Genomic DNA, 21,346 nt, shown 5'->3' with positions numbered 1-21,346 from the left:
TCCTGCCTTCAGCTTATGGGCTGATCAGCACCCTTCACGGGACGAACTTTCCAAAGCCTATCTTTACAGACCCTGCGGCAATATCACCAGCATCGAGATCTAAATGACCGCACTTAAAGGAAGAGTTATTAGCTGCCCGGGACATAAATCTTGTCGAAAATGCCTCCGTCATTGAAATGTTTCTCCTGCGTTTCTTTCCAGGTGCCGAATTTATCAGCCAGCGTAAACAGCTTGATGTCCGGGAATTGGTCCTTGAACTGCTCCTTCACATTTTCCAGTGTGGGGCGGTAGTAGTTCTCTGCAGCTATTTTTTGACCTTCTTCGGTGTAGAGATATTTCAGATAAGCCTCGGATACCTCACGTGTTCCTCTTTTATCGACAACCTTGTCGACTACAGCAACCGGAGGTTCAGCCAGAATGCTCCCGGAAGGATTCACAATTTCAAATTTGTCCGGCCCCAGCTCTTTGATGGACAGATAGGCTTCATTCTCCCAGGCAATCAGCACATCACCGATTCCGCGTTCCACAAAGGTTGTCGTAGAACCACGCGCCCCGGTATCCAGTACCGGCACATGCTTGAACAGCTCCTGCACAAATTCCTGTGCTTTGGCTTCGTCATTATTGTTGTGATCGAGTGCATAACCCCAAGCCGCCAGATAGTTCCAGCGTGCACCACCGGAGGTTTTCGGATTCGGTGTAATCACCTCTACACCTTCCTTAAGCAAATCCGGCCAGTCCTTTATGCCCTTCGGATTGTCTTTGCGCACGAGGAAAACAATAGTCGACGTGTAGGGCGAGCTGTTAAGCTCAAATTTATTTTGCCAGCCTTCATTGATGAGTCCTGTTTCCTGCAAAGCGTCAATGTCATATCCTAGCGCCAGCGTGACTACATCCGCTTCCAGACCGTCAATAACGGCACGGCTTTGTTTACCTGACCCGCCATGGGACTGCTTGATCGTTACTTTCTGGCCAGTTTCCTGCTCCCAATAAGCCGAAAAAGCCTTGTTGTAGCTCTCATAAAGCTCACGTGTAGGATCATAGGATACATTCAGCAGCTCTACCGGATCTTTAGACGGTGCTTTGGTCGCTTCTGCCGTTGCCGCCGCATTGTTGCTCTCCGACGTACCGGTTGCTGCACCTGCGCTGTTGTTCGTATTGTCAGTATTACTTCCGCAAGCAGTAAGCCCTGCCGTCAACAACAGTGTAAATCCGGCGAGCAGCCCCTTCTTGATCCCTTTCTTCATCACAATCACTCCCCCATGTTTTCTCTTAAATAGATGATTGCTGAACTCTCTATGCGCTAATTTTTGCAAAAAAAGGACGGAGGAAGGCCCACGTAAGGCAGGTCAAACCGGTCCTGAAAGACACGTATCTGCGAGCCTGAAGCGGGCGTTCCTCCGTCTGTACGGTAAGAACTATTGTTCAATTATTCCTACCTATTTAGTAGGTTATAAAGACATAATACTGAAAGCTTCTTACCCTGTCAAACCTTTTTTTAGAAAAAGACGGCAATCAGACATTCTCCGGCTTAGCGGCAGCAAGTGGCGGCCGTTCCTGCAAGATCCACTTGTCATTAAAGCTCTAAAGTAATAAGATTGCTACATCTAATAGGGGAAAAAGAGAGAGTGGAAATCACCGCAAACTGTCGGGGGAGACAATCATGGGAATGGATTTGGAGTATGCTCCGGCGCCGGGGAGACCGCGGCTGCTCCGGAGGATACGCAGCAGTCTTGCAAAGCGAATTAGGGAAACTTACCGTTATGATACAGCACTATGGAGGATGGCACTTACCGGTCCTTGGATAATATGTGTTCTCATATTTACGGCGGCTATTCTGGGCATCCCCACCGGCCTGGGTGCCCCGGCGGATATTATATTGGCGGCCGGAACCGGGACCATCTTCCTCGCTCTGGCAGCCAACATACTGGCTCTGGTGCTGGCATTGACCGGACTGCCTGTCCCGCGGTTATTTACAGGCTCTATATTGAGTGCGGCGGGCGCCGTTCTGCTAATCCTCTATTATGCTGAATTGGAGATTGAAGCAGCGGCTGCCGTTGCTGTTCTTGCCGCTTTATTCGGCGGGTTCGGAGGACTCGTATTGGGCCTGCTGCGCAGCAGGCGGATCGTTTCGGGACTGCTGCTCGCAGTTGCTGTCGCCTTATCTTCGATAGCTCTGCCCATCAAGAGCCACGGCGGAGCGGTGCCCGTGTTGGCAGCGTCCACGATGATGGAAGATGATATCCCCGCAGCAAATCCGGGAGAGCCTGGTGACTATACCTATCGGAGCTTTACTTACGGCAGCGGCGAGGACTTGCACCGTTCTGAATACGGCAAGGAAGTCGGTCTTCTCTCCTCCACTGCGGATGCCTCGGCTTATATCAAAACCTGGCCCAAGCTGCGGACTATATTCTGGGGATTCGACTACAGCTCGCTCCCGTTAAATGCCCGTGTCTGGATGCCCGACGGTGAAGGCCCCTTCCCGCTTGTGCTTATGGTTCATGGCAACCATATGATGGAGGACTACTCCGACGAAGGCTACACTTACTTGGGCCAGCTGCTGGCCAGCCGGGGATTTATCGCGCTCTCCCTGGATGAGAACTTCCTGAATTATTCAGCCTGGTCCGGCATTCCCGACAACGACTTCAAGGTGCGGACCTGGATGATTCTAAAGCATCTCCAGCAGATCGGTGTCTTCAACGAGCAGGCCGGCAACCCTTTCTATCACAAGGTGGATTACACCAAGACCGCCCTGCTTGGCCATAGCCGCGGCGGGCAGGCTGTTGCCATGGCTGCCGATGCCGGACGCTGGTTCAAGAGCGATCCCGTGCTGGCTGACGCCAATAAGTTCTCGATAGCCTCAGTCATTGCCCTCGCTCCCACAGATAAGGCAATCGACGAGCAGCAGGCTAAGCTGGTTGACGTCAATTACCTGACCCTGCAAGGCGCACGGGACGGGGATGTGCATGACTTCTATGGAGACCGCCAGTATATTCGTTCTAGTTATTCCCGCGGCTCCTCCGCTTTCAAAAGCTCTCTATATATCGCCGATGCCAATCATAGCCAGTTCAATACCGACTGGGGACTCTTGGATCAGTCATTGCCGGCAGGATTGTTCCTCAGCCGAACGCATATTATGGACGGAGACGAGCAGCGGCAAATTGCCAAGGTCTATGTAGCCGCGTTCTTGGAAACAACCCTGCATGGAGAGGCAGACTATCGCGGGCTATTCCGCGATTACCGCCGCGGAGCGAGGTGGCTGCCGGATACTGCGTATTATAGCCGATTCCAGAGCGGAGAATTCATCCCGGTAGCCACTTTTGACGAAGACCGCAACAAGAACACAGCACTAGGCGGAACAGCAGCTGCCACGGGTCTTAGCTGGACGGAAGAAGTTGCCCGGGACCGTGAGCTGAAGAGCAAAGCAACACATGGCATCCTGCTGGAACGCAGTGCCAGCAACAGCGGTGAAGAAGCTGCTTACACCCTCACGCTTAAGGATAGTGTCACTAACGACATTGCCGGGTCCGGTGCAGAAGGCCTGAGCTTTTCCCTGGCTAACCGCAACGCCGATACTGATGAGGATGAGAATACCGGCACTGGTGACAATACAATGCCTTCCCTCTCGCCTGATGTAGTGGTCGAACTCACGGATAGCAATGACATTGCCGCCCGCCTGCCGCTGGATGAGGTGATGGAGATTCTGCCGCTGCCCCAAACCCAGTTCACGGTAAATCCCTGGCTGGAAAAACGGATAAGCGACGGCAAATACGGTGATCTTTCGGAAGCCGTATTCCAGACCTACGAGCTGCCGCTTGAAGCCTTCCTGGAGGAAGAGCCCGCACTTAATCCCGGCAAGCTGACTGAAATAACCTTCTATCTGCAGGAAGAAGGCGATAAAATCATGCTCGACGATATCGGATTTTATAACAAATCCGGCGAAATCAATGGATTGCAACAAATAGGGCCTCTCCCTTTTGCTGATTAACAGCGAAGGGAGGGCCCTTATCCTATTATTCCTATTACAATTCCTTCTTGCTTCTTATTTCAGGGCTTTTATGCAGACCGGTGAAGGAACTTCCAGTTCATTGCCGGTAGGAATCAGCCTGCCACTCTCACAGTCGATTCTAAACGAGACGATATTGCCGCTGTTCTGATTGGCAGCGAGCAGCATTCCGCCCATAATGGCAAAGTTGCGCGGCGTGCGGCCGCCCGAATTGACCCAGTCCGCCGGTTCAAGCAAACCTGTAGCTGCATCAATAAGGAATAGGGCGATACTGTCATGCCCGCGGTTAGAGGCATAAAGGAACCGTCCGCAAGGAGAAACATGAATGTCGGCAGCCGTATCATCACTGCCCGCTGTGTACTGCTCCGGCAGTGAACTGACACTCTGGAGTACTCTCAGGTCCCCCTGCTGTTCGTCGCTTGCAAATACCGTAATGGTGCTGTTCAGCTCATTGATCAGATATAACCATTGTTCTGTGGGGTGATAGGCCAGGTGGCGCGGTCCCGAACCGGGAGGCAGATCCACTTCACGATGTGTAATCAGCTTGCCGTCCTGCACACGGTACAGCAGAACCTGGTCGAGACCCAGATCGCAGACCAGCACCCGCCCGCCGGTACTGTCGGGAATTACCGAATGGGGATGCGGCGCTTCCTGGCGGTCTGTGCGAATCCCTGAGCCTTCATGCCGGACCTGGGCCGACATCTCTTGGAGAGAACCGTCCCCGCCCACAGGGAACACGTTGACATTGCCGCCCGTGTAATTGGCGACATATATGTAATCCCCTTGCGGATGAACGGAGACATAACAAGGGGCACCGCCTTCTGTACTTCTGCCGCCTAGCGGATGCAAGGCTTTGGTTCCCGCTTCAATGGCAAAGGCATGAATTTCGCCCTCATCCTGTTCGCTCGCTGCATATAGAACAGTTCCCGCACGGTTTACAGCCAGATAGGACGGATTCTCAATCCCCTTGGTACCGTCCAGTACTCTCATTTCCCCTGTATCCTTGTTCAAAGCCCCCAGCAGAATAGCATCCTCTTCCTTGGTATTATAAGTCCCCACATAAAATAGTACTTCATTAGGCTGTTCCATAGCAGCGTCTCCTTTTAGTGTAATAGCAGCGTATCTTGCTTGACCCCGGGAGACCCGCTTTCGGAGCTATCGTTTGCAGGTGTATTCCCTTACTTCTTATATACCCTGCAAAGCACCCTGTTCACTCATATCCGCGCTTCATTTTCACTATAACATGTTTATATACCCAACACATTATGCGGGTTAAACAGCATCTTTTGGGGCATACTTGAATACTGATAATAAGCAGCTAGGCAATATTTTACACATGGTTTAAACGTTCCGCTTGCGGTTAATAGTAACCATCGAAGATAACAAACACAAAGGAGCTGAAGCATAATGAGTTTATTATGGATGTTAATTGTAGGCGGGGTAATTGGTTGGTTGGCAGGTCTGATCATGGGCAGAGATATTCCTGGAGGCATTATCGGCAACATTATTGCCGGTGTTCTGGGTTCATGGCTCGGTGGCATGCTGCTTGGAAGCTGGGGACCAAAAATCAGTGATTTCTATGTCTTCCCTTCATTGATTGGTGCCATTGTCCTGATCTTTATCGTCAGCCTGATCCTCCGTTCGGTCGGTGGACGCAGCCGTTCTTAAGCTTGCCGACGAGCCAAGCTGACCAGATGAGTTGAACATTTGAACACAACCCGCCAGGGTCACCCTGGCGGGTTTATTGTGTCCCGACGAGCAGATATCCTCAGCATACCCGCCTGAATTTTTAGTTTCAGCTGCGATTCTGAACATCACAGAATTTCTGCTATAATGGAGAAATAGTGACACAAATCACAGAGAGGAAAGTGAATCATGGGCAATATTAACCCCTCGCTTCTGCATGTGGGCTCCACACTGGGGGCCGTGTTTATGGCGCTGATGGTTATTTTTATCCGCCTGAAGGCAAGCGCGAGACCGGTGACCCTCCGTAAAATATGGATACCGCCGCTCGGCATGTCCACAGGTTTTGCCATGTTCGTTGTACCAGAGGTCCGGTTTCCCTGGTGGTGGGCCGTTGCGGCTTTCCTGATCGGCTGGTTCATTTTCGCCTATCCGCTAATTCGCAGCACGGTATTTGAAGAACGGGACGGGCAGATCTATGCCCAGCGTTCCAAGAGTTTCGCCTTCATTCTGCTCGGATTGCTGCTGATCCGCACAGTGCTTCATGAGTTTATCAACCGATATGTATCCATACCGCAGTCAGGCGGATTATTTTTTATTCTGGCCTTTGGCATGATCCTCCACTGGAGGGTGTACATGTATAAGCGCTATACCCGAATGGCTCTGCCGAAGGCACCTATTCCCCAGCCCCGCGGATAAGAATGAAGCCTAAAATGAGTAAAAAGAGCATTTCATTGACCCTTAGGGCCGCACGAATGCTCTTTTTTTTATTCCTGGAAGTCCACCTTCACGCTACAAGCATAGAATATTCTATAACTCCGCCCAGTCATTCCTAACCTTTCATGTCATTTGTGGCAGAAAATGTTCGGTAAACACCCTCTTTTTTCACCTTCATGTCAGGTAACTTGCAATCAGATCAGTTAGAATATAAGCATACTTCACCAAGGATAGGAAACTCATACTTTTTAGAGAGCGAGGACAGGCAATTGAAAACAAAATCGAGAAAAGTGGCGATCGTCGGCTCCGGTAATGTGGGCTCCAGCTGTGCCTATTCCATGGTCAACCAGGCGATTTGCGATGAGATCATGATGGTCGACCGCACCTATGACTGGGCCATGGCACAAGCGCTTGACCTCTCGCATTGTATGGATTTCGCAGGGACACGCACCAAAGTATATGCCGGCACCGCCAGCGATTGCAGCGGAATGGATGTCGTTATCCTGACTGCCGGAGCCAATCCCAAACCGGGCCAGACCAGACTTGATGTCCTGGATGATGCTGCGGTTATAACCAAGGCTATTATTACAGAAATTATGGCTGGCGGATTCGACGGTATCTTTGTTGTTGCCGCCAATCCGGTTGATATTGTCACCTATATGGTATGGAAAATCTCCGGACTGCCGCGCCACCGCATTATCGGCACCGGCACCTCCATTGATTCATCGCGGCTGAAGACGCTGCTATCAGAAGTATTCTCCATTGATCCCCGCAGTGTGAACGGCTATGCACTCGGCGAACATGGAGAATCCCAGTTTGTTGCCTGGTCGCATGTAACGATCGGCGGCAAACCGCTTCTGCAGATTATGGAGCAGCACCGCGAGCGGTTCAGGGATCTGGATCTGGAGGACCTCGCCCGCAAAACGAAGGATGCCGGCTGGGAGATCTTTACACGCAAAGGCTCCACACATTTTGGCATCGGCAGCGCTCTGGCTTATATCACGCGCTCCATCCTGAATGATGAACACAAAATCATTGCCGTCTCGGCGATTCTGGACGGAGAATACGGGCAAAAGAATGTATGCGCCGGAGCTCCTGCCATTATCGGCGGGGGCGGCATTCAGGAACTGCTGGAGCTCAATCTCAGTGATCAGGAGTATGCGAAGTTTGATGCTTCATGTGGCATCATCCGATCCGGCATCGAAAGCCTGCACCTGGAAGAGCAGGTTTAATTCTCAAGTGGAAACGGCTTCTCGGTCCTCAAAAGGACGGTATCCGTTTCAGCGGGAAATAGAAGGATAATTTATAGCGTGAAGCATATAAATTCTTATCTTTTCAAACGAAAAGCCCCCGGCTGCCGCGCTGCAACTCGCGAAGCCGGGGGCTGTTCTTATTTTATCTGCTGATTAACGGAATTTCTCGATCTCTTCTTTCAGCTCGGACATCATCAGATTCAGTGATTCCGCAGAATTGACTACCTGCTTCATTAGCTCCTTCTGATCTGTCGAGGCCTCAGCGACCGCCTGGGCGTTGTCCGCGGAAGTCTTGGCGATAATCAGCATATCTGAAATGGATGCCGTAATTTCTTCCGTGCCTGCAGACATCTCTTCATTAATAGCAGATACGTCCTGGATCTGCACCGAGACCTCACGGATGGAGGAGCGGATATGGTCAAAGGCGGACCCAACTTTCGTCATCTTGTCCATACCATCACCGATTTCGGAAATACTTTTTTCCATGGATACTGCGGCATTCGTTGTCGAATCCTGAATTTGTCTGATTAATTCAACAATATGCACAATCGCTATATTGGTACGCTCGGCCAGCTTCTTCACTTCATTCGCTACCACTCCGAAGCCCCGTCCATGCTCGCCCGCTCTGGCTGCCTCGATGGAAGCATTCAAGGACAGCAGTCCTGTCTGGTTGGATATCTCTGAAATCACATCGACGATTTGCCCGATTTGTTCCGATTGCTGTGTCAGTGTGCCGATGAGTTCAGCAGTCTGGCCCGCCGTAGAACTGATTACCTTCATCTGTTCAAATGTCGCCTTGATCTCATGATAGCCGTTCTCGACCTCCACACTTACGGACTCCGCCTGATCGGATACACTCACGGAGGATTCAGCAATTCTTTGCAAGCCTACCGCCATCTCTTCCGTAGCCCGTGCGGACTGCTCTGAACTTCTGAACTGCTCCTCCATTCCCTGCGCCACTTCCTGAATCACCTCTGCAATCTCTGCCGAAGTGTTGGAGGACTGAGTGGCGTAATCCAGCAGACCTTCCGCAGATACCGCTACCTCCACTACGGTTGTATCGATCTTGCTGACAATTCCGGACAGGGATTCAATCATATGATTAATACTCCGGCTCATCTGGCCGATTTCATCCTCTGAACCAACAGCCACACGCTCATTCAGCCGTCCGTCTGCCACCCTTTTCATCACTTCTGAAATAGCGACAATCGGCTTAACAATCTTCCGGGTAAGATAGAGGGATAATACCACGACAAGCAAAATAACGATGACTATAAAAATTGTCGTCAAGGTCTGGGCCGAATTCACTTTAGCGTAAACTTCGCTTTTGGGAACATTAATCAGCAGCTTCCAATCGGTGCCAGGGATAGTTTTGAAATATGTAATAAGAACTTTACCCTCTTCGCCCTTATAGGTTACCGAACCGTTAGGCTTACTCAATATACTTTTAACCGCTTTTTGCGTCCCGGGTTTCTCTGCATAATCCGCAATATTTTTCCCGATCTTTCCCGGATCAGAGGAGGCATAATAGTTCCCTTCCCCTGAAACTATAAATCCGTACCCGGTGTCTCCCACCTTGATATTTTTGGCCATTTCCATCATTATCTCCGGTGTAACCGAAAAGGCAATACCGCCGTTAAACTGGTTATTCTTATCCATAATTGGGACCATAATCGTAATGATATGTTTATTCAGCTGTTCCAGAAAAGTCATATCAGCTATTGACGGTTTATGTGTCTCCTTAGCCTCCAAGAAATACGGGGAGGTACCCGAATCCGCCGTCATCCCCATCATATTGCTGAGTTTACCTTCTTTACTGATAACGCTATAGCCTTCAGACTGAATGTCACTCTCTTCGAGCACCTTGATTACCGGGAAAATGCTCTCCGGCACTGCCGTATCAAATTCGGGATGCGTAGCGATCAGTTCCTGCACCGCAGAGGTTTTGGACTCCAGCCATTCCCCGAGCTTGGAACTATTCATGTCCAGAGTAGTTTCCGCCAACTCTTGACTATCCGACTTGGTTACACCGCCGAAATACTGCATAAAAAAGATGGTAGCTCCCAGCAAAGGCACGATGGAAATGGCAAGAATCACAAGCGACCATTTCGTCTGCACAGATGCTGGCTTTCTTTTCTTTGCTTTCATTTTCATTTTTTCCCGCTTCATTTCTGTCTCTTCCACCTTAAGTCCTCCTAGCAGTACTAGATACAATTTTCCAATTGCTGTAAATGTATACTAATATATCGGCAAAAACAGACATAAATCATTATATTCAATACAAAAAATAAGCCCTTAGTCCCACAATATGGAATCTAAAGAGCTTACTTTTTCATACTATTTTCATGTTTTTTCACATAATTTTCAAGCTATACAAGTTGAACTTAAATTTACCGAGCCGGCATAAAACGCAACTGCGGTGAATGTTTGGACTTCCGGCCGCTGTTGTCTACAGATTTCTTGAATTTATTCCGCTGCTTTTGCCTCTTGGTAGTTCTTTAGTTCAACTGATATAGCTTCAGGACTCCTATGACATTCATTCCGATTTAGGTGCCTGCAGCGCCCTGATGCTGTTCAGCACAGCAAGTACGGTTACACCCACATCCGAGAATACTGCCTCCCACATTGTAGCAATCCCGAATGCACCCAACAGCAGAAAGACCGCCTTGACCGCCAGGGCAAAAATTATATTCTGCCATACAATGCTCCGCGTCCGCTTGGCTATTCCGATGGCTGCCGCAATCTTCGACGGTTCGTCGGTCATAATGACAATATCCGCCGCTTCAATCGCTGCATCCGAGCCAAGTCCGCCCATTGCAATGCCCACGTCTGCCCTCGCCAGCACAGGGGTATCGTTGATTCCGTCGCCGACAAAAATAATTTTCTCCCGCTGTGACTTTTCCTTCTCTAATCTTTCGACAGCTTCTACTTTATGCTGCGGCAGAAGCTCGGCATAAATTTCATCAATTCCCAGCTGGCGCCCGACAGCCTCCGCTACCGACGAAGCGTCACCTGTCAGCATGACCGTCTTGCGGATGCCCAGCGCCTTCAGTTTGCGGATCGCCTGAAGGGAGTCGTCCTTCACTTCATCAGATATAACCAGATATCCTGCATATTGTTCATCAACAGCGATATGAACGATTGTTCCGCTCACCTCAGGAGTCCGGCTGGAGATCCCCTCGCGCTCCATGAGCCGGGCATTTCCGGCGAGTACTGCCCTGCCTTCTACAGTAACGGCTATCCCATGACCGGAAATTTCATTGTAATCAGCAATAGCTTCACCCGGAATATCTGCGCCGTAAGCCGACCGGATGGATTCCGCAATAGGATGGGGCGAATGACTCTCCGCATAAGCGGCAAGCCGCAGCAGCTCGCTCTCGGCAATACCTTCCGTTGGAAAGATGCCAGTAACTTTGAACTGCCCTTTTGTCAGCGTTCCCGTCTTATCGAACACAACAATCTTCACATCATTCAGTGCCTCAAGATAATTGCTGCCTTTAACCAGAATGCCATTCCGGGAAGCCGCTCCAATGCCGCCGAAGAAGCCAAGCGGAATGGAGACAACCAGCGCGCAGGGGCAGGAAATGACGAGGAAGACAAGCGCCCGGTAGATCCAATCCGAGAAGGTGGCCCCACTGATAAACAGTGGCGGCAGTACTGCCAGCAGCAGAGCTGTAATGACTACAACCGGAGTGTAGGCCCGGGCAAATTTCGTAATGAAATTCTCTGTTTTCGCCTTGTTGCTGGAAGCATTCTGCACCAGTTCAAGAATTTTGGATACCGCTGATTCTCCGAAGGTTTGAGTGACCTGAACGGTAATCACACCGTTGCGGTTGATAAAGCCGCTTAGCACCTGAGCGCCCGGCTCAGCCGAGCGTGGCACCGATTCTCCGGTAAGTGCGGACGTATCCATCATTGCACTGCCCTCGAGGATTGTTCCGTCAAGCGGCACCTTCTCACCCGGCTTGATAACAATGATGTCTCCAACGGCTACTTCCTCCGGCGATACTTTTCTCAGCTGCTCCCCTTCCTTAAGAAAGGCAAATTCCGGACGGATATCCATCAGCGCTGTAATGGAGCGGCGGGAACGGTTAACTGCCAGGCCCTGGAAGAGTTCGCCGACCTGATAAAAGAGCATGACAGCAACGCCTTCCGGGTACTCGCCGATGGCGAAAGCTCCGATCGTCGCCAGTGCCATCAGGAAATTCTCATCGAACACTTGGCCGCGGACAATATTCCTTGCGGCTGACCAGACGACCTCGCCGCCGACAATAAAATAAGCAGCCAGGAAAATCAGCAGCTCCGTGAATCCGCTGACCGGCAGGAACATTCCGGCTGCCGCTAGAATTCCGCCGGCGCCCAGCCGCAGCAGGATTTTGTGCGTATCCCCTTCCCCATGCTCATGGCTATGGGAGTGGCCATGAGCTTCATCATGTGCATGATCATGATTATGGGCTTCATCACTGCCATGAGTGTGACTATGTCCGTGGGCCTCCCCCTGGCTATGTCCGTGAGTGTGGCCCTGATGTTCATGTTGAGCATGACTGTGGGCTTGCCCTTGTGCTTCTGAGGATGCAAAATTCACGGCAGCAGCCTGTTGCTTCTTCCTTGCACCGGCAGTTTGAACCTCCTTCAGCTTCACATGCGGCTCAAGGGTAGTTACTGTCCGCTTTGCCTCTTCGGCTGCCGTGTCCGCATAAGCTGCGGCAGTCTCCAGTGTCATCATCTTCATGGTGAAATTTACGGAGCAGGATGACACTCCTTCAATCTTTTTCACCTTGTTCTCAATTTTCATGGCGCAATTTGCGCAATCCAGACCTTCGAGCACCCACTGACGTCTTACGTTTCCCTCCACCGCATTCAAATCACTCATCTCCCTTGGAAAAATCTATATATGAGTATCTGTTCATATGTTTACTTACACATATTATATTCTCCCTAAACTTGCAGTGTCAATGCAGATTCCGTATACTTCACCACTTTTTTTAAAATGATAAGAAGATCACAATTGTTTCCAAAAGGGACTTGTAATTCAGCTCAGTTGCGAATACTATTAACATATGAGCAATCATTCATATGTTATTTTAGGAAGGGGTACCTGTATGACAAATCATCAACACAACGATAGCCACCATAAGCATGAACATCAGGAGCAGGAGCACGGACACCATCATTCGGAACATAATCATTCCGGCCATTCTCATTCTCATTCCCACTCTCACGCCCCCGATAACCTCAAAGGCCTATTAATCGCTCTGATCATTACCGGAAGCATCATGCTGCTGGAGTTCTTCGGCGGCCTGGTTACGGGCAGCTTAGCCCTCCTGTCAGACTCCGGCCATATGCTGGGCGATACGGTTTCGCTGGCCTTAAGTCTTGTCGCCATGATCTTTGCTGTAAAGCCCCCTTCTCTGAAAAATTCTTACGGCTACTACAGATTTGAGATTATGGCAGCCTTATTCAACGGAGTTACGCTGTTTATCATTGCCGGATTTATTATATGGGAAGCGTACCAGCGGTTCTTCTCACCCCCGGAGGTAGCAAGCGGTACAATGATGATCATTGCGGCAGTCGGACTGCTGGCTAACCTGGTCAGTGCATGGTCTTTAATGCGAAAAAGCAATGTGCAAGAGAACATCAATGTCCGCAGTGCCTATCTTCATATCGTTAGTGATGCATTAGGCTCGGTCGGAGCTCTGCTTGCCGGGTTAATCATGAAATTGTTCTCCTGGTATATTGCAGATCCAATCATCAGCGTGCTTGTAGCACTGCTCATCCTGAGAGGAGCCTGGGGCGTAATTAAACAGGCATTCCATATTTTAATGGAAGGAACTCCGCTTAACGTGAATACCCGTGATGTACAAGAAGCGCTGCTGCGCATTGACGGAGTCATCGAGGTTCATGACCTGCATATCTGGACCATTACCTCAGGGCTGGATGCGCTTAGCGGCCATCTGCTGATTCAGGACCCTAAGGATCATCAGCGTGTTCTCCAGGAGGCCACCAGTCTCGTGGAAGAAACTTTCGGCATTCATCATTCGACACTGCAAATTGAGGACTCCTCCATGAAGCACAGAAGCTTGAAGGTATAACGTGCGCTAGGACGGTGAAATCTCCTGACGCAAACAAAAGAAACCGTCCTTGCGCTAAAGCTAGCGCAGGACGGTTTTGTGTTTACAGCTGAGTTCTCATGAAAATCTATTCATGTCTGATATGCTCATGCGTCTGCAGAAAAATCTGTTCCACATGCGCATCGTTTAGTGAATAATAGACCGTCTTGCCTTCCTTGCGGCGCTTTACGATCCGCAGATTGCGCAAATAGCGGAGCTGATGGGATACGGCCGATTGCCCCATGTCGAGGATAACCGACAAATCGTGCACACACAGCTCTCTCTGCGACAAAGCGTAAATGAGCCGTACCCGGGTCGGGTCGCCCAGTGCTTTGAACATTTCCGCCATTTTATCCGTTGTTCCGCGGTCCGGCAGAATCAGCGCCATAGATTCCGGTTCCAGCTCCGAACCATTGCATGTGTTGTCGCATTCTTCAAGTGCCTCAGGCTCCATGCTCTCGCCCTCCTCTAATATGCTTATCCGGTGTTACTGGTTGTTAATAGTATCTTCTACGATTAATTATAGAAAAAACTTCACCGGATGTCCATGAGAAGGATTCAGCACTGCATGCAGCATAGAGATATTATACCGCTTTGCGCAAGAAGTGGAGCAGGCCTCCCGCCAAAAAGAGAACCAGGCTTCCTGTAACTACCAGCATCAAACTCTCCATCGGCAAATTAAAAGCTCCGAACTTATCTTCACCGTAAGGAGACATGGCCAGCAGCGGCTGCACCCAGGGATAATATGGGCCGTAGGTGGCTGAATTGGAGATGAGCATATTCGGTAAAGTCAGGCTTACATTCAGTGCCAGCGGTGCGCCGAAGCTGCTCCAGCCCTGGGATACTGCCAATTGCAGCGCGGCCAGCGGCAGGCAGGCGAACCAGCCGCCGAAGAGGCTGGTGAGAAGCAGCTGCCAAGGCACAGCACCTTCCGCACCGCGATATATCCCCATGCTTACCACCATAACTATAAACAGCAGCTGCACGGCGGCCAGCATTCCCATTATCAGTGTGAATTTAGCCAGGTACACAGAACTTCGTGTTACAGGCAGGGACAACAACTGCTTCCAGCCACCGTCGGTATGCTCGGAACGGCAGATTAAAGCCGCAAATATGCCGGCGAGCACGGGAAGGAACAACATTGAATGCATTAGCGACATTACACTCAGCAGCACCTGCCAGGTGATCTGCCCATCATCCTGCATATCGGCTAGCCCTCCGATAGGCAGCGCGACAGCCGGACTGAGCAAAATAAGCAGCCAGATATGAGATTTGGACATTTTCAGCTTCTCAGCCGATAGAACTCTCCAAAAGGTTCTCATCCTAGTCCACATCCTTTCGCGCAAAATGTATGGATCCCGGCAGCAGAATCAGCAAGCCAAGCAGCAAGCCTGCTCCGCTGAACAGCCAGGGCCGGGGAGCGCTCCAGGCTAGGGCCGGCCAGCTCAGGGGAACCCATTCCGACAGAAACAAGGAGAAGATGCTTAGCAGCGACAAGGTAATTCCCACCGACACCGGAAACGTCTGATTGCGGCTGGACAGGGAGAACCACAGCTGCAGTGAGATCACCGGGAGTGCTGCAGCATAAGAAGCAAAGCCGATTTGCAGCACCTTCGCATAAGGGATTGGCTGCGACTGGAACCCGAGGATCACTCCCAAGCCCACCGTACCCGCCGCCAGCAGCAGACAGGAGATAGTAAGCAGCAGCAGGCAGAGCAGCAGCTTGGCCATAAAGACAGAGGTCCGGGAAATCGGCAACGCCAGGAGCTGCTTCCACGAGCTCATTTGGTGCTCCACGTTGGCCATCATCGAACAGATCAGCGTGCCCCCCAGATAAAGAGCCACCGGAACGAAGTCAGCCACATTGCTGAGCAGCCCGCCCCATAAATCGGCATGATATTGCTGGGTCAGATAATCGTAACGTAGCCCAAAGTTCAGCCCCTGCATGGCAAGCAGGCCGATGGGGCCAAGGAAGACCAGAAACCACAGCCCTTTGCCGCGGATTTTGAGCCAGTCAGCCGACAGCGCCCGCCACATCATGATGCGCCTCCCTCAACAACCTGCAGGAAGAATTCCTCCAGTGATTGTCTGCGTTCTTCCACCCTGTAGATTGCATGTCCATCCTCGACCAGTTCTTTAATCAGGAGCGCCACTCTGGCATCGCTCATCCGCGGCAGCACGAGCCGCCCTTCCTGCATTTCACCGCCGCAGCCTCTTCGCAAGGCGAGCGCCAGTGCTGCTTCCGGCTCGGATACGGCAAGCCGGAGGTCTCCTGCCGCCTGCTGCTGCAGATGGACAATGGAGTCCTGATAAACCATCTTGCCCTGGCGGATAATGCCGACCGTATCCGCCATCTGTTCAATTTCGCTCAGCAGGTGACTGGACACAAGCACGGTAATTCCCTGCTCTTCCGGAAGCCGCTTGATCAGCGAGCGGATCTCCTGTATACCTGACGGATCAAGTCCGTTGGTCGGCTCATCAAGGATCAGCAGCTCCGGACTCCCGAGCAGTGCGGCAGCAATACCCAGCCGCTGCTTCATGCCCAGCGAGAAGCCCTTCACAGGCCGCTTTTCTTCTCCTGTCAGCGAGACAATATCCAGCACCTCGGCGATCCGCTGCTTAGGCACATTAAGAATCCGGCGGATCGCCTCCAGATTGTCCAGTGCACTCAAATGCCCGTAATATGACGGGGACTCCACAAGCGACCCCACTTTGCGCAGAATCTGCAGCTTGTTTTTACGGAGCTCCTGGCCGAATACCTTGATTTGCCCCGATGTCGGCTTGATCAGCCCCAGCAGCATGCGGATAGTCGTTGTTTTGCCTGCGCCGTTGGGTCCAAGAAAGCCGTAAATTTCACCTTTACCAATATTCAGGTTCAAACGCTCCACCGCAGCCCGGCCGCGGTATTCCTTCAGTAAATCCTTTGTTTCAATCACAGTTTCTTTCATTCTCGTTCACCTCGGTAACTAGCATAACGTCCCAAGGTTAAAAGAGCGGCGGCAGCAAGTTTAAATTTCGTTTAAATTTTATCCCGGCGCTGAGAAATGACAATAGAGGTACCCTGCTCACTGCTGTCGACCGTCCATTCCAGCTCCATCCGCTTAAGCAGCAGCTCTACAATAGACAAACCAAGTCCTGCCCCTTTGGAGTCAGAGTTGCTCATCATTCCCTTGCCATGGTCCGAGACGATAATCACAGGGCGGCTGTCCCGGACTTCCAGCGCAATGCCTACATATAGTCCGCAGCGGGCATGGCGCAGGATATTCTGAAACAGGTTGTCCAGAATCCGGCGGAACCAGCTCTCGTCTATAGTCCAGTATAGAGGTTCACCCTCCAGGTCAATATCAACCTGGAACCCTTCCTTCTCCCAAAGCGGATACCAGGCGGCGGCACTTTCGCGCAGCAGCCGCAGCACGTCCCTGCGCTCCAGCTTCAGCGTTATCTTTCCGCTGCTGAGCAGATTATAAGAGAGCAGATTCTCGATCAGCACGCTGAGCCCGGCAATCCGTTCATCCATCAGCTCCAGCGATTCCTGCCCGCGCGGCGATAGGCTTTCCTTGCCCAGCACATGGAGATGAGTACGGATTACGGTGAGGGGAGTCCGCAAATCATGCGACAGATCGGAAACCAGGCGCTTGCGCAGCCCCTCCTCTTCCGCCTCTCTAGACCGGCTGGCAGTAAGCTCAGTCACCATCGTATTAAAGGCCTCCTCCAGACGGCCAATCTCATCCGTTCTGCCGCCAGAAGTAACGGGCTTCGGAATTCCGGCCCCGCCCGTGAAACTCATCGCCGTCTGCAGGCGCAGCAGCCGGGTCCGGATCCCTATGAAGAACAGCAGCGACACCACAATGAAGCCGGCAAAAAACAAAACCAGAACGATTAAATACCACGAGCTTAGCCCATCAATACTTTCTTCATCCCTCAATGCATCCGGAATTTGCATCACCATAAAACCTTCTCCGGCTTCCGCACGGTCTCCTACAAAGGCGACAATGGCGAGCGGATTAAGCTCTGTGCTCTTTTTCATAAAGGCAACCGCCTCTGCAGCACTCCACTGCGCGGGCAAAGCATCACCCTTTACCTGCTTCTGCAGCTCGGGATCTTCCGGCATAAGGCTTAGCCTGGTTTTCCCGTGGCTGTCTACCCAGAACATCCCGGCCAAAGGATACTCACTGCTGAGCTGCCGCATCCGCTCATTGATCGCCTCCGGCGGTTTGCCCAGCAGATCCAGCGCTTCCTGATGCCACATGGTCTCCAGCTTGGTGATTCTGGAGTAAGGGGCATACTCATCAGGCGGACCTTCCCGGGTCCATGCGCTGAATAGGCCGTATCCGACAAAGGTTGCCGTCATCATGACAGGCAGGAACAGCAGCGCTGCAATAATGATCAGCAGGTAGCGGGAGAGCAGCGAACTGCGCAGTTTATACAAGCGCCTAATGGCCCTCATGCTCTCACCCGGTAGCCGATTCCCCGGACCGTCTCTATAATCTCGGGTGCAGCCGGGTCAAGCTCCAGCTTCTCGCGCAAATAACGGATATGTACCATCAGTGTCTTGTCGCCCTCTATGTAAGCCTCACCCCAGACGGCTTCATAGATCTGTTCCTTGGTCAGAATCTGCCCAAGATGGCGGAGCAGGTAGGAGAATATCTGAAACTGCTTGCCGGTTAACAGGATTTCTTTGCCGCTTGCCGCTTCTTGAATAAGGTGTTCCCCTTCATGGACGATCAGATGCTTAATCCTTAACGGTGCAGGTGCCGCAGCACCGCTCCTTCTCAGCAGGACTTCAATCCGTGCGACCAGCTCATCCGGGTGAAACGGCTTGGTTAAATAATCATCGGCAAATTCCAGCCCCTGGAGCTTATCGTCGATGGAGGTGCGGGCGGAGAGCATCAGAATTGGCAGCCCCGGATACGTCCGCTTCAGCCGCTGCCCAACGGTGAAGCCGTCAAGACCGGGCAGCATGACATCGAGAATGGCTAACTGACAGCCGGCAGCCGCCTCCACTGCCCCTTCACCGCTCTCCAGCCAGCGGACGGCATACTGGCGTTCCCGAAGATCGGCGGAAACCGCACTGCCAATCTCCCTGTCATCTTCAACATATAACAATGTAACGCTCATTTAGCTTTCAATTCCTTTCTCGGTGGAAATGGCAGGACATCATAAAAACCCGAAGGCGGCGGATTACCGTCTGCGCTTCGGGGAGGGTATAGGTTGTATTGATTAGCACCAAAGGAACCGGACCGGTAACATTATCGAGTACGTCTAAATTTCAAATTTTCAGCCCTCTAATTGTAACATGATTTACCATAAGCCAGCTATCCTCCGGACGGCAAAAAGCCATCTATAAACCGTAGGGTTTACGATGGCCAGCTGTTTCATATCTTAGGTTTATTTGCCGTTAACTGCGGCCGCAGGCTGCCAAACGCCATGCTCTTCGTTTTTGCCGACATACTCTATCCGTGCCGGTGTAAGCTCCAGAATGACATAGTCAGGATCATCCGGTCCTTTGAACCATTTCTCCAGTGATTGGTCCCATACTTTGGCCCGTAAGCCTTCATCCCTGGTAACGGCGACTGTTGCTTCGATCTCCAGCACATCCTTGCCGCCGCCCTTTTCATATCCAAGCAGCAAAAAAGCATGCGGATTATCCTTCAGCTCTTCTACCTTATGCGTCTTCCGGTTGGTAGCGAGGTAAATGTTTAACCCCTCATGAAATACTGCCATATAACGCACCTTAGGTTTGTTGCCGGCTTCTATCGTGCCGAAGGAACCGAACTTATTGTCATCCAGCGCTTTGATGATATTTTGCTCCAGCTCATTGTTATCCATTGACGAAACAGCTCCTTTCCAATATGTGTGCTTATTATAGTGTACCCGTCCGGTTCAGAATGAATCCGGGACAAAATCATGAACTCACTTATGCTTTTCTCCCGCCCTGGGGCTGGGTGTATGTCATCGCCGTGGCTGCAGACGCTGGCCATTATTGCAGGAATCCTATTTTCACTCAGCTTGGCAGCCTGGAAATTAGGGTAATATAGAAGATGTCAAAATCCTGTGCATAAGGGTGGAATCGTTAATGACTGAGCATTTCTCCGAACACACCGAACCTACACTACATACCGTTCTGCTGCAGTTTATTTTCCCCTTCTCCATCAAGGACGGTGAGGACAAGAGCCTGGCCCGGCAGCTTGGGCTTGACGGCTTCACCCGATTTTTTCTCAACAACAAAGAGCTGGAGGATGCTTATTACGGCGAAGGCTACTGCGTATCCCATGAGAAAATGGAGCGGAGCTATCTGCCGTTCGCAGCCCATGTCTTATTCCCGCGGGACAAGGATAAAGAAGATTCCTTCCGCCGGTTTTCCCGGGTAAACAATCTGGCCTGCAGGCTGGAAATGACACAGCAATCCGTAAACTTCCGGGTACTCTCGACGGATGTATTCATTTGTCCGTTTCAGCTTGGATTTCTGACCGTAAGAGTCCGCATCGAGGAAGAGAACCTGCCCTTCAGCACAGCGCTGGAATTCGCCGACCGTTTCCGCACACTCGAGGATGTCTCCTACCAGGACAAACATACCTATATCCATTACCAGGACAAAACCTTCGATCAGGTGGAGGATTTTGTGTTCAGGAATCTGGCCGATGGCCTGCAGCCGTTTATGGACCAATCGGAAATTGACGGGGCCTATTTTGAGACACTTCCCTTCTTCGTAGACGAACGAATGCTGGTCCAAGCCTTTTATGGCTTCAACCGGCAGGAGGATGCAGACGAGATCAGCGTGGAGCTGCGTTACCGCGCCTCCCAGCTGGATGGGCTGAATCTGGACGGAAAACCCTATATCAGCGCCAGCGATCCCGAGTATATCGAAGAGTACTGCCAGGCACATTCGTACAACCGCTGGGGGCCGGATACCTACTATATGACCAACGAGCAGACTTTCTGCTGCCTGAGCCGGGCCGAACCGGAGGTAGCCACTCCACTGGTCAATCAGATGTACGGGCAGTATTACTACGGGCTGCTCCTTAGTATTTTCCACAAAATCGTCCTGTTGAAGCTTTCCAATCTCCACTCCCGGCTGCGTATCAACCACGATTATGATCAAATTGAAAATCTGATCTTCCTGATCAACAAGTTTTCGGCCAAGTTTTATTTTCTGGAGCTGATTTCACAGTCGCAGGGCCGGGAGATCTTCATCCAGCTGCGCAAAGTATACGGCAATGACGCCCTCTTTGATGAAGTCAAAATGACCCTGAACGACCTGTTCCAGTACCAGGAGAAATTCCAGGCTAAACGCCGGGATACGCTGCTGATGATTCTGACTGTCTTTACAGTGGTGAGCGGCATCTACGGGATGAACCAGGTTATTGAAGACTTGAAGGGACGCATTGAATGGAGCAAAATGCTGGAATACTCTCCTTTTGAATATTTGGCACTGCTGCTCACCTTCACCGGGATCCTCGTCAGCATCCTCCTGACGCTGAAAGAGCTGTGGAACGGAATCCGCAGCCGCCGCAGAAAAAGATTTTATACCAAGGATTGATAAGCTTCCGGAAACTATCATGAGTGATTTGCCCTTCGGG

At 51.3% G+C, this 21,346-nt stretch carries 17 protein-coding genes; 6 read left to right on the top strand and 11 right to left on the bottom strand.

Annotation, left to right across the window (positions count from 1 at the left end; all coding sequences use genetic code 11):
- Positions 1-128: 128 nt before the first annotated feature.
- A complete protein-coding gene (locus NST99_RS02115) occupies positions 129-1,244 on the bottom strand; it encodes a sulfate ABC transporter substrate-binding protein (protein ID WP_341089444.1) in 1,116 nt (371 codons plus the stop codon).
- A gap of 416 nt (positions 1,245-1,660) precedes the next feature.
- Between NST99_RS02115 and NST99_RS02110 the strand changes: the two genes are divergently transcribed.
- A complete protein-coding gene (locus tag NST99_RS02110; protein ID WP_341089442.1) occupies positions 1,661-3,985 on the top strand; it encodes a poly(ethylene terephthalate) hydrolase family protein in 2,325 nt (774 codons plus the stop codon).
- Between the two features lie 54 nt (positions 3,986-4,039).
- Here NST99_RS02110 and NST99_RS02105 read toward each other — a convergent pair whose 3' ends face one another.
- Entirely contained in the window at positions 4,040-5,092 is a 1,053-nt protein-coding gene (locus NST99_RS02105) for a lactonase family protein (RefSeq protein ID WP_341089441.1), read from the bottom strand.
- 318 nt (positions 5,093-5,410) lie between these two features.
- Here NST99_RS02105 and NST99_RS02100 point away from each other — a divergent pair, with 318 nt between their 5' ends.
- From NST99_RS02100 to NST99_RS02090, 3 genes are all read left to right on the top strand, one after another.
- Positions 5,411-5,671, top strand: a complete 261-nt coding sequence (locus NST99_RS02100) for a GlsB/YeaQ/YmgE family stress response membrane protein (protein ID WP_038585188.1) — start codon at positions 5,411-5,413, stop codon at positions 5,669-5,671.
- A 207-nt stretch (positions 5,672-5,878) separates the two neighbouring features.
- A complete protein-coding gene (locus tag NST99_RS02095) occupies positions 5,879-6,385 on the top strand; it encodes a CcdC family protein (RefSeq protein ID WP_341089439.1) in 507 nt (168 codons plus the stop codon).
- Between the two features lie 287 nt (positions 6,386-6,672).
- Positions 6,673-7,635, top strand: a complete 963-nt coding sequence (locus tag NST99_RS02090; RefSeq protein WP_341089438.1) for an L-lactate dehydrogenase — start codon at positions 6,673-6,675, stop codon at positions 7,633-7,635.
- A 174-nt stretch (positions 7,636-7,809) separates the two neighbouring features.
- Here NST99_RS02090 and NST99_RS02085 read toward each other — a convergent pair whose 3' ends face one another.
- A complete protein-coding gene (locus NST99_RS02085) occupies positions 7,810-9,840 on the bottom strand; it encodes a methyl-accepting chemotaxis protein (protein ID WP_341089436.1) in 2,031 nt (676 codons plus the stop codon).
- Positions 9,841-10,192: 352 nt separating this feature from the next.
- Positions 10,193-12,520 carry a heavy metal translocating P-type ATPase gene (locus tag NST99_RS02080; protein ID WP_445745012.1) on the bottom strand — a complete coding sequence of 776 codons (2,328 nt, stop codon included), beginning with the start codon at positions 12,518-12,520 and terminating at the stop codon, positions 10,193-10,195.
- 238 nt (positions 12,521-12,758) lie between these two features.
- On the opposite strand from NST99_RS02080, the gene NST99_RS02075 reads away from it, so the two are divergent.
- On the top strand, positions 12,759-13,748 hold the full coding sequence (locus tag NST99_RS02075) for a cation diffusion facilitator family transporter (RefSeq protein ID WP_341089432.1): 990 nt from the start codon (positions 12,759-12,761) through the stop codon (positions 13,746-13,748).
- Between the two features lie 106 nt (positions 13,749-13,854).
- Here the strand turns inward: NST99_RS02075 and NST99_RS02070 are convergent, their stop codons facing one another.
- The 7 genes from NST99_RS02070 to NST99_RS02040 form a co-directional block, all read right to left on the bottom strand.
- Positions 13,855-14,220, bottom strand: a complete 366-nt coding sequence (locus tag NST99_RS02070) for an ArsR/SmtB family transcription factor (RefSeq protein WP_341089431.1) — start codon at positions 14,218-14,220, stop codon at positions 13,855-13,857.
- 130 nt (positions 14,221-14,350) lie between these two features.
- A complete protein-coding gene (locus NST99_RS02065; protein WP_341089430.1) occupies positions 14,351-15,088 on the bottom strand; it encodes an ABC transporter permease in 738 nt (245 codons plus the stop codon).
- Between the two features lies 1 nt (position 15,089).
- The gene (locus NST99_RS02060) at positions 15,090-15,806 is read right to left on the bottom strand and encodes an ABC transporter permease (protein WP_341089429.1); all 717 of its coding nucleotides are present in this window, start codon (positions 15,804-15,806) and stop codon (positions 15,090-15,092) included.
- Positions 15,803-16,714 carry an ABC transporter ATP-binding protein gene (locus tag NST99_RS02055; RefSeq protein WP_341089428.1) on the bottom strand — a complete coding sequence of 304 codons (912 nt, stop codon included), beginning with the start codon at positions 16,712-16,714 and terminating at the stop codon, positions 15,803-15,805. Before NST99_RS02055 ends, NST99_RS02060 begins: the two co-directional genes overlap by 4 nt.
- Positions 16,715-16,785: 71 nt before the next feature.
- Positions 16,786-18,213, bottom strand: coding sequence for a sensor histidine kinase (locus tag NST99_RS02050; RefSeq protein ID WP_341089427.1), 1,428 nt, complete (start codon positions 18,211-18,213; stop codon positions 16,786-16,788).
- A complete protein-coding gene (locus NST99_RS02045; RefSeq protein ID WP_341089426.1) occupies positions 18,210-18,884 on the bottom strand; it encodes a response regulator transcription factor in 675 nt (224 codons plus the stop codon). Before NST99_RS02045 ends, NST99_RS02050 begins: the two co-directional genes overlap by 4 nt.
- Positions 18,885-19,154: 270 nt before the next feature.
- Positions 19,155-19,595: a pyridoxamine 5'-phosphate oxidase family protein gene (locus NST99_RS02040; RefSeq protein WP_341089423.1), complete on the bottom strand. Its 441-nt coding sequence runs from the start codon at positions 19,593-19,595 to the stop codon at positions 19,155-19,157.
- A gap of 247 nt (positions 19,596-19,842) precedes the next feature.
- Between NST99_RS02040 and NST99_RS02035 the strand changes: the two genes are divergently transcribed.
- Entirely contained in the window at positions 19,843-21,306 is a 1,464-nt protein-coding gene (locus tag NST99_RS02035; protein ID WP_341089422.1) for a hypothetical protein, read from the top strand.
- Positions 21,307-21,346: the final 40 nt, after the last annotated feature.

It is taken from the genome of Paenibacillus sp. FSL L8-0470 (assembly GCF_038008625.1).
In the GTDB taxonomy this organism is placed as follows: domain Bacteria; phylum Bacillota; class Bacilli; order Paenibacillales; family Paenibacillaceae; genus Paenibacillus_AQ.
Note: the sequence above shows the minus strand (reverse complement) of the source record. Positions and strands in the feature narration are given on the sequence as shown.

Excerpts from the sequence above, each read along its gene's own strand:
- NST99_RS02055 (WP_341089428.1), bottom strand. The coding sequence starts at position 16,714 with ATGAAAGAAACTGTGATTGAAACAAAGGATTTACTGAAGGAATACCGC.
- NST99_RS02050 (WP_341089427.1), bottom strand. The coding sequence starts at position 18,213 with ATGAGGGCCATTAGGCGCTTGTATAAACTGCGCAGTTCGCTGCTCTCC.
- NST99_RS02045 (WP_341089426.1), bottom strand. The coding sequence starts at position 18,884 with ATGAGCGTTACATTGTTATATGTTGAAGATGACAGGGAGATTGGCAGT.
- NST99_RS02070 (WP_341089431.1), bottom strand. The coding sequence starts at position 14,220 with ATGGAGCCTGAGGCACTTGAAGAATGCGACAACACATGCAATGGTTCG.
- NST99_RS02035 (WP_341089422.1), top strand. The coding sequence starts at position 19,843 with ATGACTGAGCATTTCTCCGAACACACCGAACCTACACTACATACCGTT.
- NST99_RS02110 (WP_341089442.1), top strand. The coding sequence starts at position 1,661 with ATGGGAATGGATTTGGAGTATGCTCCGGCGCCGGGGAGACCGCGGCTG.
- NST99_RS02060 (WP_341089429.1), bottom strand. The coding sequence starts at position 15,806 with ATGATGTGGCGGGCGCTGTCGGCTGACTGGCTCAAAATCCGCGGCAAA.
- NST99_RS02095 (WP_341089439.1), top strand. The coding sequence starts at position 5,879 with ATGGGCAATATTAACCCCTCGCTTCTGCATGTGGGCTCCACACTGGGG.
- NST99_RS02105 (WP_341089441.1), bottom strand. The coding sequence starts at position 5,092 with ATGGAACAGCCTAATGAAGTACTATTTTATGTGGGGACTTATAATACC.
- NST99_RS02040 (WP_341089423.1), bottom strand. The coding sequence starts at position 19,595 with ATGGATAACAATGAGCTGGAGCAAAATATCATCAAAGCGCTGGATGAC.
- NST99_RS02100 (WP_038585188.1), top strand. The coding sequence starts at position 5,411 with ATGAGTTTATTATGGATGTTAATTGTAGGCGGGGTAATTGGTTGGTTG.
- NST99_RS02065 (WP_341089430.1), bottom strand. The coding sequence starts at position 15,088 with ATGAGAACCTTTTGGAGAGTTCTATCGGCTGAGAAGCTGAAAATGTCC.
- NST99_RS02115 (WP_341089444.1), bottom strand. The coding sequence starts at position 1,244 with ATGAAGAAAGGGATCAAGAAGGGGCTGCTCGCCGGATTTACACTGTTG.
- NST99_RS02075 (WP_341089432.1), top strand. The coding sequence starts at position 12,759 with ATGACAAATCATCAACACAACGATAGCCACCATAAGCATGAACATCAG.